At 58.2% G+C, this 14,119-nt stretch carries 12 protein-coding genes; 10 read left to right on the forward strand and 2 right to left on the reverse strand.

Going from position 1 to position 14,119, the window contains the following annotated elements; translation table 11 throughout:
* Positions 1-36 precede the first annotated feature (36 nt).
* On the forward strand, positions 37-939 hold the full coding sequence (locus tag MHI24_RS06115; protein ID WP_340024687.1) for a manganese catalase family protein: 903 nt from the start codon (positions 37-39) through the stop codon (positions 937-939).
* Positions 940-1,019: 80 nt separating this feature from the next.
* On the opposite strand, the gene MHI24_RS06120 is transcribed toward MHI24_RS06115, so the two are convergent.
* Positions 1,020-2,129, reverse strand: a complete 1,110-nt coding sequence (locus tag MHI24_RS06120; RefSeq protein WP_340024688.1) for a DNA alkylation repair protein — start codon at positions 2,127-2,129, stop codon at positions 1,020-1,022.
* A 192-nt stretch (positions 2,130-2,321) separates the two neighbouring features.
* Between MHI24_RS06120 and MHI24_RS06125 the strand changes: the two genes are divergently transcribed.
* The 7 genes from MHI24_RS06125 to MHI24_RS06155 all read left to right on the forward strand — a co-directional run bounded on the left by MHI24_RS06125 (position 2,322) and on the right by MHI24_RS06155 (position 9,948).
* The gene (locus MHI24_RS06125; protein WP_340024689.1) at positions 2,322-2,540 is read left to right on the forward strand and encodes a hypothetical protein; all 219 of its coding nucleotides are present in this window, start codon (positions 2,322-2,324) and stop codon (positions 2,538-2,540) included.
* Positions 2,541-2,735: 195 nt separating this feature from the next.
* Positions 2,736-3,731 carry a LacI family DNA-binding transcriptional regulator gene (locus tag MHI24_RS06130; RefSeq protein ID WP_340024690.1) on the forward strand — a complete coding sequence of 332 codons (996 nt, stop codon included), beginning with the start codon at positions 2,736-2,738 and terminating at the stop codon, positions 3,729-3,731.
* A 137-nt stretch (positions 3,732-3,868) separates the two neighbouring features.
* Positions 3,869-5,290 carry a tagaturonate reductase gene (locus MHI24_RS06135; protein WP_340024691.1) on the forward strand — a complete coding sequence of 474 codons (1,422 nt, stop codon included), beginning with the start codon at positions 3,869-3,871 and terminating at the stop codon, positions 5,288-5,290.
* Between the two features lie 30 nt (positions 5,291-5,320).
* Complete coding sequence (locus MHI24_RS06140; protein WP_340024692.1) at positions 5,321-6,808, forward strand: altronate dehydratase family protein; 1,488 nt, start codon at positions 5,321-5,323, stop codon at positions 6,806-6,808.
* Between the two features lie 135 nt (positions 6,809-6,943).
* Positions 6,944-8,368, forward strand: a complete 1,425-nt coding sequence (gene uxaC / locus MHI24_RS06145; RefSeq protein WP_340024693.1) for a glucuronate isomerase — start codon at positions 6,944-6,946, stop codon at positions 8,366-8,368.
* 15 nt (positions 8,369-8,383) lie between these two features.
* Positions 8,384-9,076 carry a rhamnogalacturonan acetylesterase gene (locus tag MHI24_RS06150; RefSeq protein ID WP_340024694.1) on the forward strand — a complete coding sequence of 231 codons (693 nt, stop codon included), beginning with the start codon at positions 8,384-8,386 and terminating at the stop codon, positions 9,074-9,076.
* Between the two features lie 29 nt (positions 9,077-9,105).
* On the forward strand, positions 9,106-9,948 hold the full coding sequence (locus MHI24_RS06155) for a sugar phosphate isomerase/epimerase (RefSeq protein WP_340024695.1): 843 nt from the start codon (positions 9,106-9,108) through the stop codon (positions 9,946-9,948).
* Between the two features lie 628 nt (positions 9,949-10,576).
* On the opposite strand, the gene MHI24_RS06160 is transcribed toward MHI24_RS06155, so the two are convergent.
* Entirely contained in the window at positions 10,577-11,410 is an 834-nt protein-coding gene (locus MHI24_RS06160) for an MBL fold metallo-hydrolase (RefSeq protein ID WP_340024696.1), read from the reverse strand.
* Between the two features lie 207 nt (positions 11,411-11,617).
* Between MHI24_RS06160 and MHI24_RS06165 the strand changes: the two genes are divergently transcribed.
* Both MHI24_RS06165 and MHI24_RS06170 read left to right on the forward strand, forming a co-directional pair.
* On the forward strand, positions 11,618-11,941 hold the full coding sequence (locus tag MHI24_RS06165) for an antibiotic biosynthesis monooxygenase (RefSeq protein ID WP_340024697.1): 324 nt from the start codon (positions 11,618-11,620) through the stop codon (positions 11,939-11,941).
* Between the two features lie 174 nt (positions 11,942-12,115).
* Complete coding sequence (locus MHI24_RS06170) at positions 12,116-14,053, forward strand: NAD(+) synthase (RefSeq protein ID WP_340024698.1); 1,938 nt, start codon at positions 12,116-12,118, stop codon at positions 14,051-14,053.
* Positions 14,054-14,119: the final 66 nt, after the last annotated feature.

Consider the following 14,119-nt stretch of genomic DNA (forward strand, 5'->3'; position numbering starts at 1 on the left):
AGTGCACTTACACCTATTGCTGAGGAGATGATCATTTTGTTCAAACGCATGGATGAGATTATGATTGAGATCCCAGAGACCCAGAAACCCGACCCTAATGCTGCAGCCGCAGTTCAAGAGCTGCTTGGCGGCAAATTCGGCGAAATGTCAACCCTTAACAATTACCTGTATCAGTCCTTTAATTTCCGGTCCAAGGAGAAGCTGAAGCCCTTCTACGATCTGGTGATGAGCATCACTGCAGAAGAGCTGGGCCATGTTGAATTAGTCTCCCATGCCGTGAACAAATGCCTAAGAGGCTCAACGGATTACAAGAAGCCGGACGACTCGCCGCTTGGGCCTGCCAAGGATGCGCGGCTCTCCTACCACTTCCTGGCCGGAGCCCAGGGAGCCATGCCTTTTGATTCTATGGGCAATCCCTGGACTGGCGCGAATGTGTTCAACAGCGGTAATCTCGTTGAGGATCTGCTGCATAACTTCTTCCTGGAGTGCGGAGCGAGAACCCATAAGATGAAGGTTTACGAGATGACTGACCACCCTGCAGCCCGTGCCGTTGTCGGCTTCCTGCTTGTCCGCGGGGGTGTTCATGTGGTGGCCTATGCCAAAGCGCTGGAGATGGCGACGGGAGTCAATGTGACTAAGCTCGTGCCGATTCCTTCGCTGAGCAACAAGGCCTTCAGTGAAGCGCACAAATATGAAGAGAAAGGCGTTCATACGAAGCTGTACACCTGGAGCGACAAGGATTTCGGCTCTATTGGCCAGATCTGGAAGGGCACTCACCCGGAGGACGGGCTTCCGCTTGAGGTCATTCAGGGTGCGCCCAAGGGTGTACCGATTCCTGAAGCCCCCGAATCCAAAGAAGAATTCGCACCGGGAATCTCCGAGGAAGAATTCAAAGAGATTGCCAAGCGGCTCAAAATGGCCGGAAACATTAAAGATTAGTCTAGAAGAAAATGCACATCAAAAGCGGATGCTCCCAGGCCGTATACCGGCCGGAGAACATCCGCTTCGTTGTGTTTGCGTTATTGCTGCGGCTCAAGCAGCAGTGAAGTGCCCGCTACCTCCCGCCCGTTGACCAGCAGCGTGATCCGGTGCTCACCGGGGTAGTGCTTCCGCGTGGTCAAGTCGGCCCAGCGGTGGGTGCGGGCGCCTGTCAGCCTGGAGCCGCCAGGGACGGTTCTGTCGGATAACAGGAACAGCTTGCGCGAGGTCTGGCCCCTGGCCTTCACGAAATCGATTCCGTATTCGATACGGATGCGCACCGGCTCGCCCTCCCGGATAGTAAGGGCATACCTCAGCTCACAGCTATCACCGATGTGCAGCCCGGCCGGATCTGTGTCAAGGACCGCTGCGGACACCAGCGGGTCCCCGCTCTCCTCTGGAGCATATCCGAACAGCGCCATGATCTCCGGGTCCGCCTTGCGGATCAGCGAGCGGCAGCCATGCCGCACAATCCAGTCCGTATGGGCATTGCTGCCCATCCAGCGGCGGGCCGCCGCCTTCACGATATCCGGGTGATCCTTCGCAATATCGTTCAGGTTGTTAGCCACACTTTTTCTTACATAGAGCGAAGGGTCGGTCTTAAGCTTCTCCAGCACCGGCAGCACCGGGGACGGGTCCTGCTTGAACATCGGCAGCGCCTGGCCCCACGGCAGACGGGGCCGGCAGCCTTCGCTGGCCAGCCGCCGCACATGCTCGTCTTGATGCTCCGCCCAGAGCAGCATCCGGGCCATTGCCCGCTGCGGATCACGCAGCAGGAACGGCCGGATGGCGAATTCGGCCGAGGATTTGGCCGTGAACCGCTCCAGCGCCGCCATCGAGAGCTCCCAGTGCTCCTCCCTTCCGCCGAACACTTCCACGAAATCAGGGAAGAACAGATAAGGAAATCCCACACAATCCTCATCTATCGCATATAGAATGTCCAGCGCTTCTTCGTAACGCTGGGGCAGGAGGCTTCCAAGGGTCTCCGTGATCCGCCGCATTCTGCCCTTAAGCTCAAGCGCCTCCCAAGACTCCTTCATTACATCAGCCGTGAAGCGCTCCGGGTCAAACGAAGGATAGACGGCCCGAACCTTCTTGCCGAAGCCGCGCAGGAATTCCTTGTTGTACATTGCTTTTAACGGTTCCGCCATCTCTCAATTCCTCCTGATGATTGTGCTCATACTGATTTGTGAGAACAGCATACCATACCGAACCGGACAACCCTGTGTCATATTCGCCGGATGATTTTCTGCAAACAAAAACCTGTTTTCAAAATGACCTGCCTGTCGTAGAATAGGATGTAAATTGCCCGGACAGACCATCCGCGGAAAGGACTTAGACCATTGCCACAGACACTTGCCAAAAATATCGATTTCTTCGTAGCCGCCTTATCACAGACCTTCGTGTCTGCGCTCCAGCTTGATCCTGACGGAATGTATACACAGGTAGGGTCAGGGGTAGTTGAGAAATTCTCCGATGACTACGTGAGGCTGAAACGCTTCGACGGCACGACCTCGCACTACGCCCGCGACATTACGAAATTTCAGCGCAACCAGCCCTGAGACCGTTGTGACCGGCAAGGCCAAGCTTTAAGGCCACTATACCTGATAATGCACAGATCCGGGATCGTCTCCCGGGTCTTGCCGGTATGGATCGCCATAAATTTTTAACGTGTGCATTTCATATAACTATTGACTTGACGCTGTGCGCGAACTACACTGAAATCGTTAACAATTCCATGTACCCGGAGCGAAGCTATGATTACCATTAAGGATATTGCCCGCGTTGCCGGTGTATCCCATACGACCGTATCCCGGGCACTGAACGGCAATCCGCTGATCAAGAAGGCCACCCGGGAGCGGATCGAACGGATCGCCGCCGAAATGAACTATGTACCGAATTACAGCGCCAAGAGCCTGGTCACCAAGCGTTCCTTCACCATCGGGCTGTTCTTCTCCAGCATCGAGCAGGGAACGTCCGCCAGCTTCCTGGTGGATGCCATCAAGGGCATCACGCATATCCTTGACGAGAACTACAATCTGACAGTGAACGGGATCGACAGTGTGCAGCATTTCAGCAACATCCTGCCCCAGCGCTTCGACGGCATCCTGGTGATGAGCCAGAGTGACGAAGACAATGCTTTTATCTATCATGTGAAGAAGATGGGCATTCCGCTCGTTGTGCTGAACCGCCAGCTGGAGGACCCCGGCATTATGAACGTTGTCGCCAACGACCGCGAAGGTGTGAAGGAAGCGATTGACTATGCCGCGCTGCAAGGACACCGCAGGCTGGCTATTATTGAGGGCAAGTCCGGCTTCAAATCCTCCAGCGAGCGCAAGCAGGGCTTCATGGACAGCCTGATTGCCGGCCGGCTCGGCCTGAATCCAGATTACTTCGCCTCAGGAGATTACAGCATTGAGAGCGGGTATGAGGCAATGGGCAGGCTGCTGGAGCTTGCGGAACGTCCTACGGCGGTCTTCTGCTCCAATGACGATATGGCGATCGGCGCCATGAATGCCTGCTACGCCCGCAAGATCCGTGTGCCGGAGGAGATCTCGCTGATCGGCTTCGACGATATTATGTTTGCCCGGTACACGAACCCTGCACTGACCACCGTCCGCAAGCCGATTGCCGAGATCTGCGAGCTTGGGGCCAGCATGCTGATCCAGCTCCTGCAGCAGCCGGAGACCCCGCCGCAGCAGCTGTTCGTCAAGACCTCGCTGGTCGTACGCGATACGGTTGGTGCGCCCTGACTCAGGCTTCAGACCCAAGCCGTTATTTTGTGCAGATACGGAATTCCTGTGAGGAACGGGAAGCTCCGTATTTTGCTTAAAATAAAATGTTAACGTGTGCAATTTATCACTGTATTTCAAAGGAGATCATGACCACAATGACAAACCGCTTATCCAGAAGCACTCACCCGGAACTGACCCTGCATCCTGAACGGATGATCCAATTCGGCGAAGGCAATTTCATGCGCGCTTTCGTGGACTGGCAGCTCCAGCAGATGAACAATCAGGGCCTGTTCAACGGAAGCGCCGTGCTCATCCAGCCGATCGCCCAGCACACCGGCGGAGTTGCCGACCTTATGGCCGAGCAGGATTATCTGTACACCGTGCTGCTTAACGGCATCATGGATAATGAGACGGTGAATTCCCGCGAGATTATCAGCTCGGTCAGCCGGGTGATCAACCCATTTGCCGATTATGAGGCTTATCTTGCCCTTGCGGAGAATGATGACCTGGAGTTCATTACCTCGAACACCACCGAAGCGGGCATTGCCTATCTTCCCGGTGACCGCGCGGACGGCGCACCTCCGGCCAGCTTCCCGGGCAAGCTGACGGTCCTGCTCCACCGCCGGTATGAGCTTGGCAAGAAGGGCTTCGTCATTATTCCCTGCGAGCTGATTGACCGCAACGGCGAGAAGCTGCAGGAGATTGTGGAGCGTTATGCGGCTGACTGGAACCTCGGCGAAGGCTTCCTGCAATGGCTGAAGTCCGAGAACACCTTCTGCTGCAGTCTGGTGGACCGCATTGTGCCGGGCTACCCGCGCGGGCAGGCCGCTCAGCTCGAAGCGGAGCTGGGGTATACCGACAAGGTTATGGTGACTGCTGAGCCGTTTCTTTTCTGGGTAATTGAAGGGCCGGAATCCCTTGCCGAGCGGCTGCCGCTGGCCAAGGCGGGATTGAATGTTGTGGTTACCCCTGATATGACGCCATACCGCGAGCGCAAGGTGCATCTGCTGAACGGGCCGCATACCGCCATGGTTCCGCTGGGCCTGCTGGCAGGCCTTACGACCGTTGAGGATGTAATGAATGACGGGGCGTTCTCCCGTTATGTGAAGGTGTTAATTGAAGAAGAGCTGATTCCGATGCTGGATCTGCCTGCGGATGCGCTGCTGTCTTACGCCGGTGCCGTGCAGGAGCGGTTCCGCAATCCGTTCATCCGTCATGAGCTGACTTCCATCCTGCTCAACAGCATCTCCAAATTCAAAGCCCGCCTGCTCCCGGTGATGCTCCGCTACCAGGAGGAACGCGGCAGATTGCCGGAGCGGATCACCCTGGCTCTAGCCGCCCTGCTGCTCGCCTACCGGGGAGACCGCATCGCCCGGCAGGACAGCGCCGAGGTGCTGGCCGCGTTCGACCAGGCCTGGAGCCGGCCGGACAGCTTCGTGAATACCATTCTGGCCGACACCAGCCTGTGGGGCCAGGATCTGACCCTGCTGCCGGGCTTGCCGGCCGCCATTGCCGCCCATCTGCAGCAGCTTGAACGGGAAGGCTCCCGCGCAGCATTGCAGCAGCTTGTCGGCTGAACGATAAACTATTATTTTAGGAGGGACAACATGAAGAACTTAATGAAAATGAACCCGAGGGATACGGTGGCTGTAGCCCTGCGTCCGATTACCGCCGGCGAAGAGCTGACAGTGGACGGACTTGCGGTTAAGGCTGCCCAGGATATTCCGCAGGGCCACAAGATTGCGCTGACGGACTTCAGCACAGAAGATGTTATCACCAAGTACGGATATCCCATCGGCCATGCCACGGAACCGATTGCCGCAGGCGACTGGATTCATACGCACAATATCAAGACCAACCTGTCCGGGGAAGAAGAATACGAGTATGTGCCGGATGTGCATCAGGTGACTTATCCCCGCCGCGATCTGACCTTTCAGGGCTACCGGAGGGCAAACGGCAAGGTCGGCATCCGCAATGACCTGTTCATTATTCCGACCGTCGGCTGTGTGAATGGCATTGCCGAGCAGATGATCCAGGAATTCAAGGCGGAGCATCCCGATCTCGGCGGCTTCGACAACCTGACGGTGCTGAAGCATCCTTACGGGTGCTCCCAGCTTGGCGATGACCACCGCATGACCCGCAGCATTCTGCTCGACGCGGTGAATCACCCCAATGCGGGCGGCGTGCTCGTCTTCGGCCTCGGCTGCGAGAACAACATTGTCTCCGAGTTCCGCAGCATGCTGGGCGATTATGACGAATCACGGGTCAAATTCCTGGTGGCCCAGGAGGTGGGCAATGAGCTGGAGGCCGGTCTGTTCCTGCTGGATGAGCTGTACGAAGCCGCCAAGGATGATGTGCGCGAGCCGGTGCCGCTCAGCGAGCTGAACATCGGTCTGAAGTGCGGCGGCTCTGACGGGTTCTCCGGTATTACGGCCAATCCGCTGCTGGGCGCATTCTCCGACTTCATTATCTCCCAGGGCGGAACATCGGTGCTGACCGAGGTGCCGGAAATGTTCGGTGCCGAGAAAATGCTCATGGCCCGCGCCGAAAGCCGCGAGGTGTATGAGGACATCGTCTCGCTGATCAACAACTTCAAGCAGTATTTCCTGTCCTACGGCGAGCCTGTGTATGAGAACCCTTCCCCCGGCAACAAGGCCGGCGGCATCAGTACACTGGAGGACAAATCACTCGGCTGTACCCAGAAGGCCGGAACGTCGCCGGTGGTGGATGTCCTGGATTATGGCGTCAAGCTGCGCAAAAAAGGGCTGAGCCTCCTCCAGGCTCCCGGCAACGATCTGGTGGCCGCCTCTGCGCTCGCCGCTTCGGACTGCCAGCTGGTGCTGTTCACCACCGGGCGCGGCACGCCGTTCGGCAGCTTCGTGCCTACGGTGAAGGTGGCGACCAATAATGAGCTTTTTGCCAAAAAAGGCCACTGGATGGACTTCAACGCCGGTCCTCTGCTGGAAACGCCGATGGAGCAGGTGCTGGAGGAATTCATCACTTATATCATCGATGTCGCAAGCGGCAAGAAGACCCGGAATGAGCAGAATGAAGTGCGTGAGCTGGCTATTTTCAAAACTGGCGTTACCTTATAGGCCTTATCCTAATTCATACAAGTGGAAACGCCTTTACCGTCCTTTTAAAGGACGGTTCCATTTCAGCGAGAAATAGAAGGATAAGTTATCGTGTGAAACCTATAAATTCTTATATTTTAGAGGGAGATCCTATCCATGTTTCTAAACGAGAACTTCATGTTATCCGGCGAAACAGCACAGAAGCTCTACCATAATCACGCCAAAACGATGCCTATTATCGACTACCACTGTCATCTGGACCCGCGCGAAATCTATGAGGATCAGCCGTTCCAGAATCTGACCGCTGCCTGGCTCTACGGCGACCACTACAAGTGGCGGCTGATGCGGGCAAACGGGGTGCCTGAATCGCATATTACCGGGGATGCCTCCGATTATGACAAGTTCCTGGCCTGGGCCCGCACGCTTCCCAAGACTGTCGGCAATCCGCTGTACAGCTGGACCCATCTGGAGCTCCGCCGCTTCTTCGGAGTGGATGAGCCGCTGAACGAGGCCTCTGCTCCGGCGATCTGGGAGAAGGTGAACCAGAGGCTGGCGGAGTCCGGCTTCACCCGGCGCGGCCTGATCCGCCGGTCCGGGGTCAAGGTGATCTGCACCACCGATGATCCGGCTGACTCCCTGGAATACCACCAGCTGCTGAGGGGCAGTGAGACGGCCTTCCGTGTGTTCCCGACCTTCCGCCCCGACAAGGCGCTGAATATTGATGCTGAGGGCTTCGCAGACTGGATCAGCAAGCTGGAGCAGGCTGCAGGCCGGCCGGTTCAGACCTATGCCGCGCTGCTTGAGGCGCTCCAGGGCCGCGTAGAATTCTTCCATGAGAACGGCTGCCGCCTGTCGGACCATGCGCTGGATGTGCTGCGTTATGAGGCGGGTGAACCCGAAGCGGTTGAGGCCATCTATGCCAAAAGACTGCAGGGCGCAGAGCTGTCCCCGCAGGAGGTCACCGTCTACCGCACCGAGCTGCTGACGGCGCTGATCGGCTTCTATCATGACAAGGGCTGGACCATGCAGCTTCATCTCCATGCCTTCCGCAACAACAACACGCCGATGTTCCGGCGGCTTGGGCCGGATACCGGCTACGACGGCATCAACGATCTGCCGCTGGCCGCCGCGCTGTCACGGCTGCTGGACCGGGCCGAGAGCGGCAGCGGGCTGCCGAAGACGATTCTGTACTCGCTGAATCCCGGCGATTACCCTGCCCTGCTGGCTCTGCTGGGCTGTTACCAGAAGGATACCCCGGGCAAGCTGCAGCTTGGCTCCGGCTGGTGGTACAATGATACGTACAGCGGAATGCGCCAGCAGCTGACCACACTTGCCGAAGGCAGCCTGCTGGGCAACTTCGTCGGGATGCTGACGGATTCCCGCAGCTTCCTCTCCTATACCCGGCATGAATATTTCCGCCGGGTGCTGTGCGGGCTGCTCGGTGAACTTGCTGACCGCGGCGAGGCACCGGATGACCTGGAGCTCCTTGGCTCCATGGTCGAGGATATCGCCTACAACAATGCGGCCCGCTATTTCGGATTCGAGACCGCCGGCAGCGAAGCCGCCGGGCTTACCGTCTAGCGGAGGATACGGAAAATGCCGACTCTTTATATCGCCGGAGATTCTACCGCTGCCCGCAAGGGCGGCGGGGAATGGCCGATGGCCGGATGGGGCGAATTCCTGCATGAATATGTCAGTCCGGAGCTGCGGATCGAGAACCGGGCGGTCAACGGCCGGAGCACCCGCTCCTTCCTGGCCGAGGGCAGGCTTGCGGATATTGAGCGGGACTGCCTGGCCGGAGACTTCCTGCTGATCCAGTTCGGCCATAATGACCAGAAGCTTGAAGACCCGGCCCGTTACACGGACCCGCAGACGGACTACCGCCGGAATCTGAAGGTGTTCATTGATTCTGCCCGCAGACGTTGCATGTTCCCTGTGCTGCTCACCTCCGTGAGCCGCCGCCGCTTCACCGCGGACGGGGAGCCTGACCCGCAGGCGGTCGGCCTCTACCCGCAGGTGATGCGGGAGGTGGCCGCAGAGACCGGAACGCCGCTGCTCGATCTGTTCGCATCCTCCCAGCGGCTCTACCGGGATTTGGGTGTCGAGGCCTCAAGGGAGCTGTTCCTGCATCTGGCCCCGGGAGAGCGGCCTAACTATCCGGACGGCATAGCGGATAACACGCATTTCTGCACCGCCGGGGCGCGGCGGATTGCCGCGCTGGTGGCGGAGGCGGTCGCGCGGTGTGCGGTGCTTACTGCATTGCATCCGTATCTGCGGATCAAGCTATGAATGAGCCTTAACTCAAGGAGGTTTTCACTATGACCGTTCCATTTAATCTGGGCGTGCGCGCCCATGACTTCAACCACTGTCCGCTGCCGGAGCTGATCGGCAAGCTGCGGGCGCACGGCTTCCCGGCGATTCAGTTTGCCTTGCACAAGTCTTTTCCGGAGAGTGTGACGGAGCTGTGTGCACTTAGTCCCGGCGCAGCTGCGTACTATGGCGATGCCTTCAGACAGGCGGGGATTAAGATTGCCGTGCTCGGCTGTTATGTGAACATCATCGACCCAGATCCTTCCAAGCGCACGCAGGCGCTGAACGAGTTCAAGACGCATCTGCGGCTGGCCCGTGACTTCGGGGCAAGCCTGGTCGGCACAGAGACAGGCAGTGTCGGGGACGGATATACGGAGGATAATTTCACGGAAGAGGCTTTTGGACAAGTCGTAGAGTCGGTGAAGGCCATGGTGGCCGAGGCTGAGCGCTTTGGGGTCACAGTCGGCATCGAGGCAGGCGTCAACCATCCGCTTTATTCGGCGAAGCTGGTCAGACGGCTGCTGGATGAAGTGGCATCGGGCAACCTGCAGATCATACTGGATGTCGCCAATCTGATGACGCCGGAGAACTATCTGCAGCAGGAGCAGATTGTAGCAGAAGCGCTGGAGCTGCTGGGCAACCGGATCGCTGTGCTGCATCTGAAGGACTTTACGATACAGGACGGCAGGATCGAGATCGTTCCTGCTGGCCAGGGGCTGATGAATTTCGCGCCGCTGCTCAGCTATATGAAATATAAGCGGCCGCATATCCAGGGGCTGCTGGAGAGCACCCCTGAGGAGGGGCTGCGGGACAGCGCGCAGTTCCTGCGGAGTCTGTACAACGAGCTATAGAATCTGGAGTGCTCGCCCATATATGGCGGCATCCGGTATCATGAGGGATTACGAGGGGCAGAAATGCCCCTCATTGGCTTGAGTGGGCCGTTTTGGTGGATTCTGGTGCACTAGTGCTCCTCATCCCGTCCACGCACCCTCGTACCTAACCAATGTGTTCGGTTTTTCGCATACATCTGGCCCACACACCGCATACCTAACCAATGTGTTCGGTTTTTCGCATACATCCGGCCCACGCACCGCATACCTGCCAAATATGTTCGGTTTTTCGCATACATCTGGCCCACGCACCGCATACCTGCCAAATATGTTCTGTTTTTCGATTACATTAGGTCTAAGAGCTGCCGCCAGTCCCATTGTAATCGGTTTTTCGATTACATCCCCCCACGCATCCACGTCCGGCCCGATGTAATCGGTTTTTCGATTACATCCCCCATACGCCCGCCGCACCCATCTGCCCATTGTAATCGGGTTTCCACCTACATTCCTCTCACGCCCCCGCACCTGCCCAATGCAATCGGTTTTCCACACACATCCCGCCCGCTCCCCCTGCGCCAGAACAAAGCCCCGGACCCAATCGGGCCGGGGCTTTGTTGGATGGCTAAGGTGACGCCACCGGGACGGGCTCTTATGACTTAAAGGCCTGCGGCGACACGTACACGAACCGTTCCGCTCTCGCCATCATATGGAACTTCTGCTCAGGGAAGTGGCGGTACAGGTAGTCTACGAAGTAGCCCGGATTCTCGGCGTTCCCGGCGAACAGGTCGTAGTGCAGCGGAACGACGGTCTCGAAGCCGCTGGTGGCCGCGAACTCTGCCGCTTCCCGGTAATTCATATTGCCGACAATGTGGCGGCGGTTCCGGTAATAGTCGCGGCCGTTGATCGGCAAGAGCGCCAGATCGATGGTCCGGCTGCCCATCTCTTCAACCAGCTCAGGGAACAGCACGGTGTCTCCGGCATGATACAGCGTCACCCCGTTCAGCTCCAGAATGTAGCCGACATACTTGGGGTTGCCCTGTTCATCACGCTCCAGCTCTTCATGCGCCGCTGCCACCGGATATACCTTCAGCCCGTGCGCAGGCTCTGCCGCCTGGCCGGGCAGGGCAGCCGCCAGTCGCTCCTTGCCGATTCCCAGCTCCTGCAGCCGCTCCAGGCAGACGGCCGGAGCCATGAACTGCGCACCCGGATTCAGTCCAGCCAGCACAGGCAGCGCCTCTTCATCCAGATGATCCGAATGGTCATGGGTGATCAGACAGACCTCCATATTATTAATCTCCCCCGGTCCAACCGGCGGCGGGAAGGTGCGGTCCGGATTCGGCGATACATAAGGATCGATATAGACCGTCACCTCCGCCCCTTTAACAATGACACTGGCTTGTCCCAGGAACCAGACGGCTACACAGCCATAGGGTACCTTGGTGGCCCGGACTTCTTCGATCAGTTCTTGTCCTGCAAATGGCATATCTGTATACTCCCTTCCTGTCTTTTCTATCAAACTCTAACGCATATCCGCCCCATCCGCAAATGTGTCTTCAGGTCCCGCTGCCTGAATTACAGCACCTCGCCATAACTATCCATGCACTGCCGCCTGAACCGCCCTGCCCCTATACAACAGATTCACTATAGATGTAGTATATTAGGGTATTCATTACCGACTGGAGGAACTACTATGAGCAGGATTGCCAACACCCCCGCACCACCTTATTATGCAGTGATTTTCACCTCTGAACGAACAGACGGTGACCAACAATATGCGGACATGGCAGAAGAAATGGTGCAGCTTGCCGCCGCCCAGCCTGGATTCCTCGGCATGGAGAGTGCCAGGGAAGGCGTGGGGATTACGGTATCCTACTGGGATTCTCCCGAAGCCATACGGCAATGGAAGCAGAACGAGCGGCATCTGGTCGCCCAGCGCAGAGGGATCGGGGAATGGTATCAGTCTTATAAGACAAGAGTGTGCAAGGTGGAAAGAGATTATGGCTTTGAAAAATAGTCCCGCTCCACCCCGCCCGCGCTTCCCTGACATGCGTGATTGCAGGCGTACCCGGCAGCTGATCCCTCCCCGAGTGGACTTGTGTGCCCCTCGGCTTGTTACCAATGCCATTTGATGGGTACAATTATTAAATAGTGTAACTACAACAGGACAGGTAAAGGACAGGTGACAGGCATGCAGAATTACGGATTCGCCAGAGTCGCGGCCGCATCCCCCGAGCTTCGGGTAGCTGACTGCGTCTTCAATGCAGAACAAATTATAGAAGTGATTAAAACCGCACATGCCCAGGAGGTGGAGTATCTGGTCCTGCCGGAGCTGTGCATCACCGGCTACAGCTGTGCGGACCTGTTCCTCCAGCCCCGGCTGCAGGATGCTGCCGTAGAGGCGCTGCTGCGGATTACCGCCGCAACGGTGGAGCATCAGATGATTGTGATCGCCGGCCTGCCCCTCCCCATCAAAAGCAGGCTGTTCAACTGTGCCGCTGTCATCCAGCAGGGCCGGATTCTCGGGATTGTGGTCAAGACCTGCATTCCCGGTTACAGTGAGTTCTACGAGCCGCGCTGGTTTGCCGGTGCGGAGGAGCTGGAGACCGATGAGGTGCGGATCGGCGAAGCTACCGTGCCGGTCGGCAATGATCTGATCTTCGCTTGCAAGGGTAACCGGAATCTCTCCTTCGGCGTCGAGATCTGCGAGGACCTCTGGGTGCCGGTGCCGCCCAGCAGCCTGCTGGCCCAGGCCGGAGCCACGCTGCTGTTCAACCCGTCAGCCAGCAATGAGCTGGTCGGCAAGGCCGATTACCGCCGCCAGCTCGTAAGTAGCCAGTCCGCCTCCTGCGTGGCCGGTTATGTCTATGCAGGCTGCAATACCGGCGAATCGACCACCGATGTCGTCTTCGGCGGGCATTCGCTGATCGCGGAGAACGGCCAATTGCTGGCCGAATCGGAGCGTTTCACCCATGAGAGCCGGATCATCACCGCCGACATCGACCTGCCGCGCCTTCAGTACTCCCGCACCGTGATGGGAACGTTCCGGGCCGGCAAGGGCGGCCGCAATTACCGCGAGCTGCTCTACGCTTCACCGGCCAGCGGCAGCAGCCGCCGGGAGCTGAAGCGGACGGTGGGCGTCAACCCGTTCGTGCCGGGCAATCCGCTGCAGCGGGACGAACGCTGCCAGGAGATCCTCTCGATCCAGACCTCCGGCCTGATGAAGCGTATCCGCCACATCGGCACCAAGCAGGCGGTCATCGGCATCTCCGGCGGGCTGGATTCCACGCTGGCGCTGCTGGTCGCCGTCCGCGCGATGGAGCGACTCGGGCGTCCGGCCAGTGACGTGCTGGCGGTCACAATGCCCGGCTTCGGCACGACAAGCCGCACCTATGACAACGCCGTCGGCTTGATCAAGGCGCTCGGCGCCACCCTGAAGGTCGTAGACATCAAGGCGGCCTGCCTCCAGCACTTCGAGGACATCGGCCACGACCCCGAGGTGCATGACCTGACCTACGAGAACGTACAAGCCCGCGAACGCACGCAGATTCTGATGGACCTTGCCAACAAGAACGGCGGCATTGTTATCGGCACTGGCGATTTGTCCGAGCTTGCCTTGGGCTGGTGCACCTACAACGGCGACCACATGTCCATGTACAGTGTGAATTCGGGCATTCCGAAGACGCTGATCCAATATGTGGTCGCCTGGTATGCGGACCATGAAGCCGATGAGACCGTCAATAAGCTGCTCTACAGCATCATCGAGACCGGAATCAGCCCCGAGCTGCTGCCGCCTTCGGCCACAGGGGAGATTGTCCAGCTCACCGAGAACATTCTCGGACCTTACATTGTGCATGACTTCTTCCTGTATTACATGCTGCGCACAGGGGCCACCCCCGGAAAAATGCTCTACCTCGCCGAGCACGCCTTCGGCGGAGCCTATCCCAGAGAGCAGCTGATCGCCTGGCTGAAGGTGTTCGTCACCCGCTTCTTCACCCAGCAGTTCAAGCGCTCCTGCCTGCCGGACGGCCCGAAGGTCGGCACAGTCAGCCTCTCGCCGCGCGGCGACTGGCGGATGCCGAGCGATGCCTCTGCGGCGCTCTGGCTGCAGGAGATCGAAGAATTGTAGTTTCTGTACAACAGCAAAGAGGCGTCCCCCATCATCACAGGATGATCGGGGACGCCTCTTCTTCAA

This window comes from Paenibacillus sp. FSL K6-1096 (assembly GCF_037977055.1).
In the GTDB taxonomy this organism is placed as follows: Bacteria; Bacillota; Bacilli; order Paenibacillales; family Paenibacillaceae; genus Paenibacillus_AQ.